The sequence below is a fragment of the Dyadobacter sp. LHD-138 genome (genome assembly GCF_030929615.1).
Taxonomy (GTDB): domain Bacteria; phylum Bacteroidota; class Bacteroidia; order Cytophagales; family Spirosomataceae; genus Dyadobacter.
Genome location: NZ_JAVFVU010000068.1, coordinates 1 through 19,763, shown reverse-complemented (window position 1 = coordinate 19,763; position 19,763 = coordinate 1). Strand labels below are relative to the sequence as shown.

Here is a 19,763-nt window from a genome sequence, read left to right as displayed (position 1 = left end):
TCGTGCCTCAGCCGCCCTTGACAAACTCAATAGCAAGCAAAAAAAACATTTGAAATCGAAAAGAAAAATTAAATTTGAATCAACTTTGACGACCAGACAGAGTTTAGATTACACTCCCTTTTATTAGCTGCCGCCTGTCTTTGCCCGCAGGAAACACTGGCACGCAGACATACTACTTCTTTAACCACAACCACTTTTGCATCAAAAAAATATTTCGAAAAAACGATCTCAGGTAAGGTCTTAGATGAAAACAACCATCCCTTGCCGGGTGTCAGTATTGTCGTGAAAGGCACTCAGGTAGGAACAAGCAGCAGTGCCGACGGAACATTTTCTCTTAACATAGCCAATGATGCTCAAACACTGACCTTTTCGTTCATTGGTTATACCTCTCAAGACGTCGCGATTGGCAACCAGACTTCCGTTAACGTGATTCTCCTGCCAAGCAACGAGGAATTGCGCGAAGTCATTGTGGTAGGCTATGGTACCCAGTCCGCTGCGACTGTAACCGGCGCCGTAAGTAATATTCAGGCAAAAGATTTGGTCAGAACACCGTCCATCGGTACCTCCGATGCATTGGTTGGTCGTGTTCAGGGTATTACGGCCCGTAAAGCGGATGCCCGGCCGGGAAATGCCACATCCATCCAGATCCGGAACATGGGCACACCCCTTTACGTCATTGACGGGATACCTTCCGACGCTGCCAACTTTAACAACCTTGGACAAAATGATATTGAGAGCATTTCAATTCTGAAAGATGCTTCGGCAGCTATTTATGGATTGCGCGCTGCCAACGGGGTTATTCTGGTCACGACAAAAAGAGGAAAAGCAGGAGACGGACCGGCCAAGATCAGCCTTTCCGGTTACTATGGTTTGCAGAACTTTACACGTTATCCCAAGCCGGCGAATGCCTACCAGCACATGCGAGGCCTTGTGGAATCTGACGTGAACCAGGGCCGTACGCCTTCTATCACACCGGAAGAACTGGCGAAATGGAAAACCGGAACCGAAAAAGGATATCAGAGTTTTGATTATTACAAAATGGTGATGCGTCCGAATGTGCCGCAATACTATGGCAGTGCCAACGTATCCGGAGGAACGGAGAAAATCAGCTATTATCTTTCCTTCGGACATTTGAATCAGGACGCGTTAATCAAGGATTATAACTTTAAACGAAGCAATATCCAGGCCAATATCGAATCTCACGTTACGAAAAGACTGAAAGTAGGCTCTCAGATCAGCGGACGTATTGAGAAACGTTTTCAGGTGGGTGTACCCGGTCTGGATGATTATTTCAATCCTTTCCTGAGTATTTTCACGATGTGGCCTACCGAACGCCCCTACGCAAACGACAATCCGAAATACATTAACCAAACGCACAATGTAAATGTCAATCCGGCTACTTATAAAAAGGATATTACCGGATACATCGATGAACTGACGCGCGTTGTCAAAGGTAATTTTTATGCGGAATATGACTTTGATTTCGGTCTGAAAGCAAAAGGAACCTACTCATATGGTTTTACAAATTTCGATTTTGACGGTTTTGAATATACTTACGACGCGTACAAATACAATGCTGAAAAAGACACCTATGATGTCGTAGTAGGAGGCGGGAATCAAAATCCGTGGAGAGAACGCCGCAAACGTAATATCGTTGACCGTTTTGCCCAGTTTCAGTTGAGCTACAACAAGCAGTTTGGCAATCATGATATTGCCGCAGTGGCCGCGTATGAGCAGTCGGATAACGTCAACACCTACATGATTGTGCATACCGTGCCGCCTAACAACTACATCCCGTTGATGTCGTTTGCCAACCAAGATTACCTTTTAGATGAATGGAGCACCGAAGCACGCGCGGGATACATTGGCCGGGTGAACTACGCATACAAGCAAAAATACCTGGTTGAAGCCGTTGGTCGTTATGATGGCTCGTTCTTATATGCGCCTGGAAAACGTTTCGGATTTTTCCCGGGTGTATCGGCCGGATGGCGTATTTCTGAGGAAGATTTCTTCAAAGGAAAGCTGGAAAATGTTTTTAGTAACTTAAAAATAAGAGCTTCTTATGGCCGCACCGGTAGTGATCGTTTGACCCACCTGCCTAATGATCCCTTTGTTGTTGCTCCGTTCAGTTATTTGTCGGGATACAATTTCTTACAGGGAAGCGCCATTTTTGACGGAACCTATAACATCGGTGTCCGTCCCCGTGGATTACCTGTTACGACTTTATCCTGGATCACAAACGTTTCGACCAACATCGGTATTGATTTCGGCTTAATGGGCGGAAAACTAACCGGACAGGTTGATCTTTTCCAACGTAAACGTGAAGGACTTCCCGCTGCCCGTTATGACGTTTTGCTTCCTTCCGAGGTTGGTTATTCGTTACCTAACGAAAACCTCAATTCGGATGTAAACAAAGGTATCGAGGCCGTATTGACTTACAAAAGTTCGGTTGGTCAGGTTGATTATACGTTCAGCGCTAACGCCACTTTATCACGTCGCAAAGACCTTGATTTTTACAAACCGCGTTTCGGAAATTCTTACAACGAATACCGCGATTCCTTTGTGGATCGTTGGGGAAATATCAACTGGGGTTATCAGGTGGAAGGCCAGTTCCAGTCGCAGCAGGAAATTGAAAACCATAAAATTGACAACGACGGACAAGGTAACAGAACACATTTGCCTGGTGACTTTATTTACAAGGATATCAACGGCGATGGAATTATCAACAACCTGGATGAAAGACCGATCGGTTTTGCAGAAGGCGCGAACCCTTATATGAGTTTTGCCTTTAACGGGAGTTTGGCTTACAAAGGATTTTCGTTGTTTTTTGATTTCGCAGGCGCGTCAATGCAGAGTTTTCAGCGGAACTGGGAGTTAAAAATCCCTTATCAGAACAACGGGACCTCGCCGCATTTTATGCTGGAAGACCGCTGGCATCGTGAAGATCCGTTTGACCCGAACAGCAAATGGATTTCTGGAACTTATCCTGCTTTGAGAAAGGACAATACCAGCCACGTTAATTTCCGTAAAAGTGATTTCTGGATCACCAACGTGCGCTACATCCGTCTTCGTAACATCGAACTTGGTTACAATTTTGATCCGAAACTTTCTAAAAAAATCGGATTGTCAGCACTGCGGGTTTACGTCAATGCAACCAATTTATTCTCCATCGACAACGTGAAAAAATATGAAATCGACCCGGAAATTTCGTCGGGAAATGCTTTGGTATACCCACAGCAGCGCCTGCTGAATATCGGTTTCAATCTTACCTTTTAATCTGAATTCCCATGCAACGATTATCAAAACATATCTTTTTTGTTCTTGCACTGTTATTCCTTTCGGGATGTGCAGAGAACTGGCTCGACAGACAGCCGCAGAATTTAATCCTCGAAGAACAGATCTGGAATGACCCAAAACTGATCACGGGTTTACTTGCCAATTATTATGATCGTTTGCCGCATCATAATGATTTAAATCATGGATCAACTTCCGACGCCGCAGCGCCTATTAAAGAAGGCTGGCAGGATTTTGCCGCCTACGACGAAGCGATGTGGTCAAACAATGACGACGCAAGAAACAACATCATCTCATATTCTTTTAACCGCTGGCAATATTGGGATTATGGTCTTGTCCGCGATATCAATCTGGCGATCGAAAATATTGAGAAGTTCAGCACGAAGCTCTCAGCTACGCAAAAAACACAATTTGCCGCCGAGCTTCGTTTTGTCAGAGCCTTTGTCTACTTCGATCTGGTTAAAAGAATGGGTGGCGTACCGATCGTGACCAAACAGTTGATCTATGATTTTAACGGTGATCCGTCCTATTTACAACAGCCACGCAACAAGGAAGAGGAAGTATATGACTTCATCGGCGCTGAACTGGATGCGATAAAAGACCTGCTCGGAAATGCCGGAAGCAATACCCGTGCCAACAAATTTACCGCCATGGCGCTGAAAAGCCGGGCGATGCTTTATGCTGCTTCCATTGCAAAATACAACGGCAAAATGGCTTCTCCGATCTCCACACCGGGCGGCGAAGTGGGAATTCCAGCGGCACGCGCGAACGACTATTATGCCAAAGCGCTTGCTGCTTCGGAAGAAGTAATCCATAGCGGTAATTACCGGCTTTATAAAACCAACCCGAACCTGGGTGAAAATTTCTATGATGCGGTCACGAAAAAATCAGCAAACCAGGAAGTCATTCTTGCACAGGATTTCCTCGTTAGCAAAGATAAGAGACACGGTTTTACCTACGACAACATTGCCCGGAACGTCAGAGAAGATAACCTTTCGTCCTCCTCTATCACGCCTTCCCTGAATCTGGTGGAAGATTATGAATACTTGGACGGGACTTCCGGCGAACTTCGCACGAAAAATGCAGGCGGGTCTGATTATGTCTATTACGACAATCCCCAGGATATTTTTGCCAACAAAGACGCCCGTCTTTACGGCACCGTTATTTATCCCGGAACGTCGTTCAGAGGAACTCCCGTACAAATTCAGGCTGGTGTGAAGTTATGGAATGCAACGACCAACAGTTTCCAGAATGTTGAATCCAATACGCTTGGCTCAACTTATGAAGACGGTGGTTTGCTAACGGGCTCATCAGGCCCGCAGCGTTCGCAGACGGAAGTAACCAATTCCGGCTTTTATTTAAGGAAGTACGTCGATCAAACCGCCATGTCCAGCACCCGTGGTATCCGCAGTGACATGTGGTGGGTGCGTTTCCGTTTGGGTGAAATTTATTTAAATGCCAGTGAAGCTGCACTCGAATTAGGAAAATCAGCCGATGCCCTGAAATATGTAAATGAGGTACGTGAAAGAGCCGGTTTCGGTGTAAGCAGCCTGAAAACGCTTACCCTGGAAAAACTACAAAACGAACGCCGTGTTGAGCTGGCTTTTGAAGATCACCGCGTTTGGGATCTGAAAAGATGGAGAATCGCGCATGAAGTGTGGAATGGAAATACCGCAAATCCTGATGCCATGATTTATGCACTTTATCCATACCGTGTCGTCCGCCCGGGGCATGCGACACATGGCAAATATGTTTTTGACAAGATCGTCGCACCACGTTTCCGTGCGCCGCGTTTCTTCCAGATGGGTAATTATTACTCCGCTATCGGCCAGTCCGTTATTGACAATAATCCAAAAATCGTCCGTAATCCATTCCATTGATACACTATGAAAACCAAAATATTAGCTTTTTTAGTGATGACCAGCTGGGTCATGCTAACCGGCTGCGAAAAAGATAACCATCAGCAGCCAAAATCTGTTTTAAAAGGACGCATTGTCCACGACGGGCAGGCAATCGGACTGAGGTCCAATGGTGTACAGCTGGAATTGTGGCAGCACGGTTATCAGTTATTTACCAAAATACCGGTTTACATTCAGCAGGACGGTACTTTTTCCGCCAGTCTTTTTGACGGAAATTACAAATTGGTAAGACTGAGAGGAAACGGACCATGGACCGACAATTCCGACTCGATCGATATCCAGCTCAAAGGATCGATGGAACTGGATGTACCTGTGAACCCTTATTTTGTTTTCAAAAATGATACGTATCAAAAAGGTGAAAAAGCAGTTTCGGCCACCTTCAATTTGCAGCAGGTGAATACTTCCCGCCAGATTGAACGGGTAAATTTATACATTGGCACCACCACCATTGTTGATGCAAACAACAATGCCGGAAATGTGCAAAAGATAGCAGCAGACCTGACAGACCTGACCAAACCCTTGACACTTACCGCTCCGCTTTCAGCAGCCCTCGCGAGCCGGGAATATGTCTTTGTCAGGCTGGGTGTAAAAACGGCCGGTGTAGGAGAAATGCTTTTCGGTGCGCCGCAAAAAATCCAACTGAAATAACAACATGAAAAGGCACATTGCTTTTTTCTTCATGCTAATCCTGAGCACCGGTATCTGCGGTGCTCAGGATTTCTTGCAACAGAACATTCCGGTACATGATTCCGTAATGACCCGGCAACACGGGATCGATTACCTTTTTGCCACCGGAAAATCTCTCCGGGTTCAATTGAAATAAATCATTCTGCGACTGGACATTTCATTGCTTCACACATAAAAAAACCTGTCTTTAAGAAAATCGTGTCCGACCATTTGCTAAATTTACCCTTGACACTGAGATAATCCCACCTGCATGAAAGTAGTACAGTTCACCATTCCCGTTGCAAAAGAAAGTACCATTGTGGTTCAGGATAACATTATTCCACATTTTTACAATCACCTGCACAGGCACCCGGAAATTCAGATTACCTGGATCAGGGAAGGTGAAGGCATGCTTATTGCCGGCAATTACATGCAGCGTTTTAAGGCGGGCGATGTTTACATCATCGGCGCAAACCAGTCACATGTTTTTAAGAGTGATGAAGCCTATTACGATCCCGAGCAGAATAAGGGCGTTCACGAAATTTCCTTTTTCTTTAATCCTGACCACCTTTTTCAAAACATTTTGCGGCTGCCTGAAATGGGCGTTATCCGAAAATTTGTGGAAGGGGTCCATAACGGTTTGCAGCTTCCCGAAAGCGCTTATGATATGATCACAAAAATTATGACGGATATCATGAGCAGCGCGGACAGTTTGCGAATTGCTTCATTTATCCATTTGTTGCATTCGTTTTCAACACTTAAAAACGTCAAACCTTTATCGACAAATAACAACGAACAGATTATTTCCGATGTGGAAGGGATCCGGATGGACCAGATTTTCCAGTATGTTGTGGGCAATTACAAAAATCACATCACACTAACCGAAATCGCATCGGTAGCCAGTCTTACACCACAGGCTTTTTGCCGCTATTTCAAAAAACATACCGACAAAACATTCGTCAGTTTCCTCAACGAAGTCCGCGTGAATGAAGCCTGCAAGATTGTCGTATCGGGCAAATTCGACAGTTTTTCCGATGTGTCCTATCAAACGGGATTTGACAATGTTACCAATTTTAATCGCGTCTTTAAAAAAACAATTGGCAAATCCCCCCGCGAATATCACCGCGATTTCTTCAAGAAGCTTCTTTAATTTTCTTGTTTTATTATAAATATCTTTACCGATATTCCTGCTTTTTTACTTTTATTCAAAAGGTCACATCCCAGCTAAAAGCCAGTGTTTGTGGCTTTTTTCTTCTTTACAGAATATCCACTCAGATATATTTAGCGATACTAACAACAAACTATACACTATAATTTGCCATTCGGTTAAATATTCCAAATAAATCACTTCATAATACACACATCGCAAAATAAACAATAACACTAAGTTAATATCGGTAAATAATTCAACAATTACCAAGAAGAATTTGCAAACTGCCAGGGGTAATTTTACAAACCGTTATTCATTCAGGATTATATTTGCCATAACCTATCTAATAAAGCATGAAACAACCTATCTTCATTTTACCCATGCGCGTCTGTTTGGTCGCGCTTCTTGCATTTTTTTGCCTCCCGGCAGATCTGGTCAGGGCAGCACCGGCAAAGCAATTTTCAAAAACTGCCGACATTGAAATCTCCGGGACCATTACTTCAAAAGACGATGGCAGTGCGCTACCGGGTGCTTCTATTTTAGTAAAAGGAAGCTCCAACAATGGCACGACTACGGATGCCGAAGGTAAGTTTCGCCTTAGCGTTCCTGAAAACAGCGTATTGGTTGTCAGTTTTATTGGTTTTACCTCACAGGAAGTACCGGTAAACGGACGTAGGCTTCTGGACATTACTTTGGTTTCGGATTTGAAACAGCTTAACGAAGTGGTTGTGACGGCCCTGGGGATGACAAGACAGAAAAAATCGCTCGGGTATGCTATTCAGGAAGTGAAGGGAAATGACCTGATTCAAAGCAATGAGCAAAACGTACTGAACTCACTTTCAGGGAAAGTAGCGGGAGTCCAGATCACCTCCGCCAGTGGTGCCGTAGGATCCGGTTCACGTATAGTCCTGAGAGGTAATAACTCGTTTGGCAATAACCAGCCTCTGTTCGTCGTCGACGGTGTTCCTGTCAGCAATTTCTCAACAGATGTTGGCCCTGTCGGTTCAGTCGATTATGGTAGTGCAATCTCAGAAATTGATCCGAATAACATCGCCTCGATGTCGGTTTTGAAAGGTGCAAATGCTGCGGCTTTGTACGGTTATCAGGCTGCGAACGGGGTCATTTTGATCACGACAAAAAATGGAAAAAGTTCTGGCAATAAAATGTCCATTTCTTATTCTGGTGGATTTTCGACCGAAAAACCTTATATCCTGCCTAAATACCAGAACGCATACGGACAGGGAAAATACGGCGAGGAATACATGTGGAAACAGTATCAATCGGGCGCGATCAGCCTGAGCGATATCGGCGCCGATGAATCTTTGAAGCCGGGCAGTTATCAGGACTGGGCGCAACAAATTGGTTTTTCTTACAAAGACGGACTTGGAAACGGTGTCAATGACGGTGTGGACGAAAGCTGGGGACCACGTTTGGACGTCGGCCTGAATATCCCGCAATACAACAGTCCGCTTGATGCCAATGGAAACCGCATTGCGACACCATGGGCATCACAGCCCAATAACGTGAAAGGCTTTTTCAGAACAGGTTATACGCTTGATAACTCCATTGCGGTTACCAACGCAACCGATCATGGCGATACCCGTTTGTCTTTCAGTAATCAGAAACAGGTTGGAACCATACCTAACACGAATCAGAAACGATATACCATCCAGCTAAACACGACACAGCAACTAACAAAACGACTAAAAACCAATGCGTTGATCAACTACGTTCGTACAGAAAATGATAACCTGGTTGGACAAGGTTATACCAGCAATAACCCGCTGCAGTCGATCGGAGGATGGTTTGGACGCCAGGTTGATATGAATGATTTGAAAGCAAATTATGAAAAAACATTTGCGAACGGAATGCCTTACAACTGGAACAACAACTTCCATGACAACCCGTTTTTTAACATAAACAAGAATACGCACACCCGTAAAAAGGACAGAATGTATGGAAATGTAAGCGCGACTTACAAGTTCCACGACTGGCTGACGGCGATGGTGCGCGTTGGTCAGGATTGGTCGAGCGAGCGTCGTAAGGAGTTAACGTATAACAAATCGAATTCGACACTTACCAGCATGGCCGACAAAACCTGGGGTGGTGGAAAATTCAAGGAATGGCAATACAGCCTGAGCGAATTCAACGCTGACCTTATCTTAACCGGCGGCGGAAATTTAACTAAAGACCTTTCTTTACATTATACCGCCGGTGCCAACTATCGTAACAGCCAACAGATCAATAGTTCTCTTGGCGCTGACCAGCTTACCGTGCCAAACCTTTTCACGATCAGCAATACTAAAGGTTCTATCGTTTCGAGTATGAAAACGACGGAGTTACGCTCAAACAGTATCTTCGGGCAAGCTTCACTTGGCTATAAAGAATCCCTTTTCCTGGATCTGACCGCACGTAACGACTGGAATTCAACATTACCGAGCGACAACTGGTCTTACTTCTATCCATCCGCCAGTGCGAGCTGGGTGTTCAACAACATGCTGGATATCAACCCACAAATCCTCCGCTTTGGTAAGTTGAGAGCAAGCTGGGCAAGTGTAGGAAACGGCGGAAGCCCGTATTTATTGCAAGCTCCTTACGTAGCCAATGCTTCCGGATTTAACGGAACAACGTTATACAGCATTTCAAGCACATTACCTCCGCTAAACCTGAAACCGGAAAAAGCAAACAGTACGGAAATCGGAACGGAATTGCAGTTCTTAAACGGTCGTCTTGGATTGGATGCGACTTATTACAAAAAAGTAACCACCAACCAGATCATGCAGGTTAACATTTCAAACTCCACAGGATTTGAAAAACTACAACTGAACGCCGGTGAAATTGAAAACAAAGGTGTGGAGATTCAGCTGAACCTGGGCATTATCCACAAGCCAGAAGGCTTCAACTGGGACATGAACGTGAACTGGGCAAAAAACAGCAGCAAGGTTAACAAACTATACGAAGATCCTGTCACGAAACAAAAACTGGAAGCTTACAACATTACAAGCGCATGGAGCTTAACGGTGGACGCCATTCCCGGACAGGCTTATGGCGTAATGCGCGGCAATGCGTTTTTACGTGACGAGGCTACCAACGCAATCATCATCGGAAGTGACGGTTTACCAAAATATACCTCAGCACCGAAAGTGGTTGGGAATGTAATGCCAGACTGGGTTGGCGGTATTACCAACAGTTTTTCTTACAAAAATGTAAGACTGAACTTCTTGCTGGATATGCGCAAAGGCGGCGACGTTTTCAGTGTAACACAGTGGTTCGGTCTTCAGTCCGGTGTATTGGCGCCAACGGTTGCCGGTGGCATTCGTGAAAACGGACTTGTCGTTGGACAGGATGTTTTGAAAGGTGAGAAAGTAATGCTTGAAAATGGTGAGCCTAACAACATTCGTGTTGGTGCGAGAGATTATTTCCAGAGCCTTTGGGGCGGTAAAGAAACCGGTATCATCGACGGAAGCTTTATCAAACTTCGCCAGATTGAACTTGGGTATACGTTGCCATCATCCCTGACAAATAAAGTAACCTGGTTAAAAGGAGCAGGCCTATCGTTTTTTGCACACAACGTGGCTTTGCTTTACACCCACAAAAGTAACGTGGCTCACATTGATCCTGAAACAGGGTTCGGCGTTGGTAATGACGGATTGGGTATTGAACAATATCAAATCCCTTCCAACAGAAGCATCGGTGTGAAACTTAATGTTAAATTCTAATAGCGACATGAAAAAAATAACATCCTATATAGTATGCATCGGACTTTTGGGTTTTTCCGCCCAGTCGTGCACCAACGAGTTTGAGGATATCAATACAAACCCGAACAGCCCTGTTGAAGCACCGATTACCAACGTGCTGGCCTACGTTCTTCAGGATTTTGCAGCGAATTATTTTGATGCATGGGGTAACATGAACGAACCGGAAACATACAGCGGTCATCTTGGTAAAATTCAATATGTCGACGAAGCCAGATACATGTATCGCAGCGGTACCATCAGCGACCTTTGGAAAAAGGCATATCGTGACCTGAAAAATGCACAGGCCATTATCGCTCAGGCCGACAAAACAGAGGCAACCAACATGAAAGCGACCGCCATGACGATCCAGGCGTACATTGGCCAGATCGCAACGGATCGGTGGAGAGATATGCCGTACTCGGAAGCGATCAAAGGTGATGAAGGATTTATTACGCCAAAATATGATAAGCAGGAAGATATTTACCCTTTGCTGATCAATCAATTGAAAACGGCGGCAGATCTTTTCGCTGCGGGTGGAACGGATCCGCTTGGAGAAGGCGATTTGTTGTATGCAGGAAAAGTGGCGAAATGGCAAAAATTCTGTAACTCGTTACGTCTTCGTGTAGCCATCCGTATTTCTGGTATCAACCCGGCTTTATCGAAATCAATTATCGAGGAAATTGCAGCAAATCCGGCAAAGTATCCTGTTTTCAGCAGTAATGAGGACAATGCGTTTTTCAATTGGGTAGGGACAACGCCATACATCGAACCGTGGAACAGCGACTTCCGCTCACGTGACGACCACGGACCAAGTGCCCCGTTGGTTAATACTTTGACGCAGTTGAATGACCCTCGTTTGCCTGTGTATGCAAAACCTGCACCAAGCGACGGTGCTTACCGAGGTGTTGAAATTGGTCCGATAAGTTCACCAACAATTTCTCAGTTTTCAAGAATCGGTGTACGGTTCCGTGAAAACGCGGCAGGATTTTCTCCGTTCATGCGTTACTCGGAAGTTCTTTTCATCCTGTCCGAAGCAGCCTTAAAAGGTTGGAATGTAGGTAGCCTAACTGCCGAAAAGCTTTATGAAAATGCAATCACTGCCTCGTTGCAGGAAAACGGGATCACCGACGCCGCCGTAATTACCAAATATCTGAGCGGCACAGGTGTAAAATGGGATGGCGCAACGACAAAATTGTATACACAAAAATGGCTTTCCCTGTTTAAAGATGGCCATGAAGCCTGGGCCGAGTCGAGAAGAACGGATGTTCCTTTACTGCCCGCGGCGAGTGGCTCTCCTTTCCCAGGTCACACGCGTCCACCGTTCCGTTACCCATATCCGGCGGAAGAAACTACTCTTAACGGTGCAAACAGCGCCGCTTCCATAGCCGATGTAAAAGACAATTTGTGGGGTAAGAAAATGTGGTGGGATACGAGAACGGGAGTTAATTAATTATTAATTGTTAAGGGTTAATTATTGAGACAAAAAAAGGCGCTTGCATCGGATCGATGCAGGCGCTTTTTTTGTCAGCTTGTCCATTACTAACTTTTTATCTGCCCCAGTCTTTCAGGATTGCTGCCTGTAATTTATCCGGATTAGCTATCGGTTTTATGTCAAACGACCTTTCCGATTTCGTTCCCAGCACCACGGGAATGGATATTTTTGTATCATTTTTGATGAGATTCAAGTGCAATTTATCGCCGACTTTCTTCTCTGCGAACAGGTAGGAAATATTTTGGTTAGTCGCTGTTACCCCGTCAACATCCAGCACAACATTTCCCCTGCGAACACCCGCCTTCCAGGCTGGTGAGTCCCAGTCAACACTGGTAACGATCAGACTGTCATTTTGCAGCTTTGTCTTTACGCCCAGGTAGCCACCCGACACCTGTTTTGGTTTCACATCAATATCAAGTCCGGCGTAGTTAAAATATTTTACGTAATCCAGTTCCTTAGTAGTATATACGTAGTGAAAAATTTCATCCAGTGAAGTACCTGCTATTTTTTCACAAACCTTCCGAAACTCCGCTTCGGTAAACCCGCGTTGCTGCTTTTGATAAAACTCCTGGTATAAAGTACGCATGACATCATCCAGCGATTTCTTATTTTTCGTTTCATGCCTGATCTTAAAATCAAGGAACAAACCGACGATCGGGCCTTTAATGTAGTAGGAAATCGTTTTATTAAATTCGTCATTAACCCGTCCGCTCGGTCCGTCCGACCAGGTCTCCGCACTGGCCTGTGCCAGAGACTGGTACAATCTGCCGGGCTGTGTTTCCAAAGACAGAATGAGGGATTTAAACGCATCCAGCATTTCTGTCTCCGTCATAAGTCCCGCACGATCCAGAATCGGATATTCATAATAAACCGTCAAACCCTCTGATACCCAAAGCAAATTGGTTTTACTCCCACGGTCATAATTAAAAGGTCCGAGCTCAACCGGACGAATCCGTTTCACATTATAATGATGAAAATATTCGTGGGTCAAGAAACTTAACAGTCTTATTTTACCGGCCGGATTTCCCAATTCAGCGCCTCCAAAACTTACCGCCGTTGAGTTAAGATGCTCAATACCGCCTCTCCCCGGCCCTATCGCCAGAAATGTATAATGTTTGTAAGGAATGTCACCGATAACGGCAGAAGCTTCTTCCACCATTTTTTTCAGATCCTGCATGAACCCAACCCGGTCAAAATCGCCCATTTTATAACCAATGAAACGATGTGGAATCCCCTTCACTTCAAAAGCAGGCAATTCTTCCAGATTCCCAATCAGTATGGGGCTGTCGTACAAAATATCAAAATCCGGGGCGGTATACGTAAAATCTTTTCCCGGAATCAAATCAAGACCGGTTGCCACATTTTTCCAATTATCAAATGGTTTTATCGTGATTTCTGCCGGTCTTTTAATCTCATTCTCAGGATAAAGGCACACACTCGCCGGAATAATATAACCATGTTCCGCATCCAGAAAACTCGTTCCCACAAATTCACGGGAGGTTATTACCTCATATGCTACTTTCACAACCTTGGCCTTACCTTTTTCGATGTGCCAGGCATTTTTACCTTTTTTCTTAAATTCAAGTGTTTTTCCTTCCTCATCTTTGGCCACGAAATTGGCAACACCATCTGCAAAATCCATGATCTGATAATATCCCGGCGACCATGCCGGCATTTTCAATACGGATGTTTCATGTGGCCCGGTTTTATATTCCATGACAACATGAAAGGTGTGATTTCCGGGATTGGCCATCGTCACAGAAAACCTGACCGGATCCTGGGTTTGTCCAAAACTTACGACCGATTTAAATAAAAGAATAGCGATGAAAAGCCGGTAGAAAGGAGCGTTTCTCTTCATGATTAGCGTAAAAAGATGATAATAAATTCAACGGGGAAAAGCGAAAAAATACAATTGTTAAGATAGCAATAAAAAACAAAAAGCTCCCTAAGGAGCCTTGATTTTTTCGGGTGTGTATACAATAATTTTACTTTAAAGTTTAGAAAATTGGCTATTTCGACAATAGTAAATCGGTTGACTGAAAGCAGGTTTTCACCAACCTCTATTTTACCCCGATTCCTAAAATATTCTCCTTTATGCTAAAATTTGCTTACATCTGTTCCACTGAATGGTTTTATGTAAAATACCGTGTAATTTGGCAATCATTATTTTGCGCTAAACCGATCATTTTGAATACTCCAAAAACGCCAGTCTGGAAAATCAGTATTGATACCGGCGGTACATTTACCGACTGCCTTGCCATTAGCCCGGAAGGAATAAAGGCCAGAATAAAAGTGCTTAGTTCCTCCCGTTTAAGGGGCCGAATCAATCGAAAAGTCACTGACCATACGTATGAATTTTCGTCTCCGTGGGAATATGCCGAGCACTTACTCGAAGGTTATACGCTCAGGATTGGCAATACAGAAAAAACAGGCCGGGTTGTTTCCCTAAATCATACAACCGGAACACTCCTGCTGGATACCGATCTGTCAATACCCGACAATACCGATTTTGAATTATTCAGTAACGAAGAAGCTCCTATTCTGGCAGCTCGATTGCTGACAAAAACCGCTTTAAAAGATCCGTTACCTCCGATTGACATGCGGTTGGGAACAACCAAAGGCACCAATGCACTATTGGAGCGAAAGGGGGCGAAAACATTACTTGTCGTCACCAAAGGTTTTAAAGATTTGCTCTATATCGGCAACCAGCAGCGTCCGTCGCTTTTTCAGCTTAACATTCCCGAACCGGATTTACTGTATTCGGATGTGATTGAGCTGCATGAACGGATCGATGCAGAAGGAAACATAATCAAAGAGTTGAACAGTACCGATTTTAGCCTTTTTCCGGGAATACATTTTGAATCCATCGCCATTTCCCTGCTCCATTCTTATCAAAATGACGAGCATGAAAGGGCCATAACCACCGCTTTTGAACAGAACGGCGCAAAGTACGTTTCGGCATCATCGGCACTTTTCCCTTTTTCACATTACCTGAGACGCACCCAGACGGCTGTCGTCAATGCATACCTCGCTCCCATTCTGGATCAGTATCTTTCCAATATTAAAAACGTCCTCAACGAAGGAAGTCTGAAAATTATGACCAGTACCGGCAGTCTTTCCGAACTGAACGGTTTCCGGGCGAAGGACAGTTTGTTGAGCGGCCCCGCGGGCGGTATGGTCGCTGCTACCAACGCAGCCCGACAAATGGGTTTCCCCAAAGTGCTGACGTTTGATATGGGGGGTACCAGCACGGATGTGGCAAGAATTGACGGATTTCCCGAACTAAAATATATCACAGAAATTGACGGAATCGAGTTCCATAACCCCACGCTGGCCATTGAGACCGTTGCGGCGGGTGGCGGTTCGGTGTGCTGGTTTGACGGTTTCACATTGCAGGTCGGTCCGGAAAGTGCAGGCGCTTCGCCAGGTCCGGCCTGTTATGGAGCAGGCGGACCACTGACAATCACGGACGTAAATTTGCTCCTGGGAAAACTCGACCCGGCAAAATTCGGAATTCCAATCAGGCAGGAAGCGGCGCTGGCTGCTATTGATAAACTGCGTGAAACTATTTTTGAACGGAATGGAAATACGCTTTCCAATGCGGAAATTTTAACCGGACTGGAACGTATTGCCAACGAAAAAATGGCGGATGCGATCCGGAAAATTTCTGTTGAAAAAGGTATCAATCCCGCAGATTATGCGCTGATGACCTTTGGCGGCGCAGGCGGACTGCATAGCTGCCAATTGGCCGATCTTCTGGAAATTGAAAACGTCATTATTCCGTATGACGCCGGACTTTTCAGTGCCGTCGGGATTGGCGAAGCCCTGATCAGCACCATCGTTTCAAAACAGATATTACTGCCTTGGGAAACGGCCAAAGCAAAAATCGATTTCTGGAAAAACGAGCTTTTGAGGAAAGCCGGGAGTGAGCTAAAAGTACAGGGAGTAAATGCTTTCGATGTATCTTTCTGCTCGGTTTTTCTCCGTTTCGCCGGACAGGAAAATACGATCGAAGTTCCCCTGGACGAGCATAACACGATTGACCATTTTCAAAAAATATACATCGCACAATTTGGTTATTACCCGGAAAACATCACCATTGAACTCGAAAGTATCAAACTGAAAGTTCAGGAAAAAACCGAACCCGCCGTTACCAAAACCGTTCAAAAAGAAGGAAAATATGCGCCTCCTTTGCGACAGGTTCCATCGTTATTTACCCCAAAAAACGCGCTTACAAGTCTCTACGAATGGGATTCACTAAACGCGGGTGATGAAATTTCCGGCCCTTCAATTTTACTTAATCATACTTCGACAGCCTATATTCCCAAAGGCTGGAAACTGGTTATTCAGGAAAATAAAGATGCAGTTGCCTTCAAAACGGCTGGCGAAAATATTGCCTCGGAGGCTCATAGCGAAGAAGTGGCCTTGCAGCTTTTCACCAACCGCTTCAAAGCCATTGCAGAAGAAATGGGTGTCCAGCTTCAACGGACGGCATTTTCCGTAAATGTCAAGGAGCGACTGGATTTCTCTTGCGCCCTGCTTGATCCCGATGGCGATTTACTCGTTAATGCCCAACATATCCCCGTGCATCTGGGTAGTATGGGAATTTGCGGCAGACTGGTCAGGGATGCGGTAAAAATTGGCCCCGGCGATGTGATTATTACCAATCATCCCCGATATGGTGGCTCACACCTGCCGGATATCACGTTGTTAGCCGGCGTTTTTACAGATTCAGGAGCATGTCTCGGGTATGTGATCAACCGGGCGCACCATGCCGAGATCGGTGGGAAAACACCAGGCTCCATGCCCCCGGATGCCACTTGTCTGGTGGAAGAAGGTGTCGTTATCCTTCCTCAATATCTGGTAAAGAATGGCGTATTTCAATGGGAAACCATACACAAACTTTTCACAGCCTGCGCGTATCCGACACGCAATTTCCTGTCCAACGAAGCTGACATTGCCGCTGCTTTGTCGGCTCTTCGGAAAGGAAGCCAGCAACTGCTTAAACTGGTTGAGATCCACGGTGCCGCAACGGTCAGAAAATACATGAATTTATTAAAAGAAAGTGCCGTTTCTCAATTAAAAAATGCCTTACAGCCGCTTGAAGGCAATACATTTGAAGCCACAGAATATCTCGATGATGACCATCGCATCCAGGTCTCTGTTTCAATATCTGCAGAAAAACAAACTTTTGACTTCACAGGTACTTCTGACGTACATCCAAACAATCTGAACGCCAATATATCCATCCTTTACAGCGCGATTTTGTACGTTTTAAGATTGCTGGTAAACAAAGAAATTCCTTTGAATGATGGTTTAATGAAAAATGTTGACATCATTTTACCTGAAAACAGCTTCCTCAATCCGGATTTTTCCGATGATCCTTTCCAGTGCCCGGCCGTTGTTGGCGGTAACACGGAGGTAAGCCAGCGGTTGGTTGATACCTTGTTGAAAGCATTTGGTCTGGCCGCGTGCAGCCAGGGTACGATGAACAACTTTTTATTCGGAAACAAGAAATTCGGGTACTATGAAACCATCGGAGGTGGCGTTGGGGCCGGTCCGGGCTTCAAAGGGAGAGCAGCTGTACATCAGCACATGACCAACACCCGGATCACCGATCCCGAGCAACTCGAGAGAAAATATCCTGTACGTTTACTCGAATTTGGCATTCGTAAAAATTCTGGCGGCGACGGGAAATTTGATGGCGGCGATGGCATTGTCAGGAAGGTTGAATTTCTTGAACCCTTACAGGTTACTATTCTGGGGCAACACCGCAAGTATGCACCGTACGGCTTAAACGCCGGCCAGGATGGAAAACCGGGCGAACATACCTTAACCACGGCCAGTCATGTTGTCACCAAATTACCGGGAATATGTAGTTTCGAAGTTCATAAAGGTGATATATTGACCATCGAAACCCCCGGCGGCGGCGGATATGGTGTTATGGAATAATATGATTAGTTTAAATTACACAGAGGTTCACAGAGCGGACGCCTCGCGGTTAAAAAGAGGTACACAGAGTCTTTCTTATCTCAAAATAAAACAAACTCCGCACCCCTCTTTTTTACCCTGTGAACCTCTGTGTAACCTTCTTTTTTACGCCAAAAAATTAGAAATAAATGGCTTCGTCCAAAACCTCCAAAGCACTCCTGGGTGCTGCATTTTTAATGGCAACATCAGCCGTCGGCCCCGGTTTTTTGACCCAGACCACGGTTTTTACGCAGCAGCTCGCGACCAGCTTTGGCTTTATCATTTTAATCTCGGTAGTCATCGACCTTTGCGTTCAGTTTAACATCTGGCAGATCGTCACCGTTTCCGGAAAACACGCACAGGACCTCGCCAATGTGCTTTTTCCCGGACTGGGTTATTTGCTCGCTCTTTTGATTGTTGTTGGCGGACTTGCGTTTAACATTGGAAATGTAGCGGGTGCAGGACTTGGCATAGAAGCCATGACGGGTATTCCGGTGGCAACCGGTGCTGTAATCAGTGCAGCCATGGCCATAGGCATTTTCCTGTTTAAAGAAGCCGGAAAAGCCATGGATAGTTTTTCTAAAATACTGGGATTAATTATGATCGGGCTGATACTGTACATCGCCTTCACCTCAAATCCTCCGTTTGCTGAGGCTATTCGTCATACTTTTATTCCTGAAAAATTTGATCCGGTTTCTACCCTGACGCTCGTTGGCGGGACTGTTGGCGGTTATATTTCATTTGCGGGTGCACACCGTCTGCTCGATTCCGGATTTAAAGGGAAAACTGCCTTACCACAGGTCAACCGCGGTGCTGCCACGGGTATTTTGTTAACCGCCGTGATCCGTTACTTTTTATTTCTGGCAACTTTGGGAATCATTCTGACAGGTGCAAAAATCAATCCTGAAAACCCCACAGCTTCGGTTTTCGAAAACGCAGGCGGGCAACTCGGCCGACAAATGTTTGGACTTATGATCTGGGCGGCGGCAATTACTTCGGTCGTCGGAGCAGCCTACACATCGATATCATTTTTGAAATCTTTTCATCCGCTGCTGGAAAAATATCAGACTTACCTCACCATTCTGTTCATTCTCATATCGACAAGTATTTTTCTGATCGTCGGCAAACCTGTAAAAGTGCTGATTTTTGTTGGGACCTTAAACGGATTTGTTTTACCGGTTGCGTTAATCATTTTATTAATTGCAAGCCGGAAATCCCGCTTAATGGGGAGTTACAAACATCCGCTTTTACTGCAGATAGCAGGCTGGCTGGTGGTGTTGGTTTTACTCGGATTGGGTATGAAGTTATTTTAATAGGCGTGGTGAGGTCCGAAGAAAGATGATAAAAAAAGACAGCATTGACAAAAGCAAAATCCTTGCTATTGTCAATGCTGCCCAATCCTGTTTTCTGGTTAACTAGGGTGTCCAAACCACGGGTAACTATTTGACTTTTAGTTTTTTGTAACAAAAATTAACCCCGAAAATGTCCATTGCTGAGATATTTCGGGGTTTTTGTTTATCTTAAGGTTACCAAGC

The 19,763-nt window shown here is 45.1% G+C and carries 9 protein-coding genes; 8 read left to right on the top strand and 1 reads right to left on the bottom strand.

The window, feature by feature from the left end:
* The first annotated feature begins 78 nt into the window (after window positions 1–78).
* The 6 genes from RB622_RS29235 (at window position 79) to RB622_RS29210 (ending at window position 12,216) form a co-directional block, all read left to right on the top strand.
* Window positions 79–3,276: a SusC/RagA family TonB-linked outer membrane protein gene (locus RB622_RS29235; protein WP_409022071.1), complete on the top strand. Its 3,198-nt coding sequence runs from the start codon at window positions 79–81 to the stop codon at window positions 3,274–3,276.
* 11 nt (window positions 3,277–3,287) lie between these two features.
* On the top strand, window positions 3,288–5,174 hold the full coding sequence (locus RB622_RS29230; RefSeq protein WP_308050372.1) for a RagB/SusD family nutrient uptake outer membrane protein: 1,887 nt from the start codon (window positions 3,288–3,290) through the stop codon (window positions 5,172–5,174).
* A 6-nt stretch (window positions 5,175–5,180) separates the two neighbouring features.
* On the top strand, window positions 5,181–5,861 hold the full coding sequence (locus RB622_RS29225; RefSeq protein ID WP_308050371.1) for a DUF3823 domain-containing protein: 681 nt from the start codon (window positions 5,181–5,183) through the stop codon (window positions 5,859–5,861).
* A 289-nt stretch (window positions 5,862–6,150) separates the two neighbouring features.
* Window positions 6,151–7,029 carry an AraC family transcriptional regulator gene (locus RB622_RS29220; RefSeq protein ID WP_308050370.1) on the top strand — a complete coding sequence of 293 codons (879 nt, stop codon included), beginning with the start codon at window positions 6,151–6,153 and terminating at the stop codon, window positions 7,027–7,029.
* A gap of 353 nt (window positions 7,030–7,382) precedes the next feature.
* The gene (locus tag RB622_RS29215; protein ID WP_308050369.1) at window positions 7,383–10,748 is read left to right on the top strand and encodes a SusC/RagA family TonB-linked outer membrane protein; all 3,366 of its coding nucleotides are present in this window, start codon (window positions 7,383–7,385) and stop codon (window positions 10,746–10,748) included.
* Window positions 10,749–10,755: 7 nt separating this feature from the next.
* Entirely contained in the window at window positions 10,756–12,216 is a 1,461-nt protein-coding gene (locus RB622_RS29210; protein WP_308050368.1) for a SusD/RagB family nutrient-binding outer membrane lipoprotein, read from the top strand.
* Window positions 12,217–12,313: 97 nt separating this feature from the next.
* Here RB622_RS29210 and RB622_RS29205 read toward each other — a convergent pair whose 3' ends face one another.
* Window positions 12,314–14,116 (bottom strand): PDZ domain-containing protein, encoded by a 1,803-nt coding sequence (locus RB622_RS29205; protein WP_308050367.1) that lies wholly within the window; start codon window positions 14,114–14,116, stop codon window positions 12,314–12,316.
* 329 nt (window positions 14,117–14,445) lie between these two features.
* Between RB622_RS29205 and RB622_RS29200 the strand changes: the two genes are divergently transcribed.
* Both RB622_RS29200 and RB622_RS29195 read left to right on the top strand, forming a co-directional pair.
* Complete coding sequence (locus RB622_RS29200; RefSeq protein ID WP_308050366.1) at window positions 14,446–18,210, top strand: hydantoinase B/oxoprolinase family protein; 3,765 nt, start codon at window positions 14,446–14,448, stop codon at window positions 18,208–18,210.
* 167 nt (window positions 18,211–18,377) lie between these two features.
* A complete protein-coding gene (locus RB622_RS29195) occupies window positions 18,378–19,541 on the top strand; it encodes a divalent metal cation transporter (protein ID WP_308050365.1) in 1,164 nt (387 codons plus the stop codon).
* The last annotated feature ends 222 nt before the right edge of the window (window positions 19,542–19,763 follow it).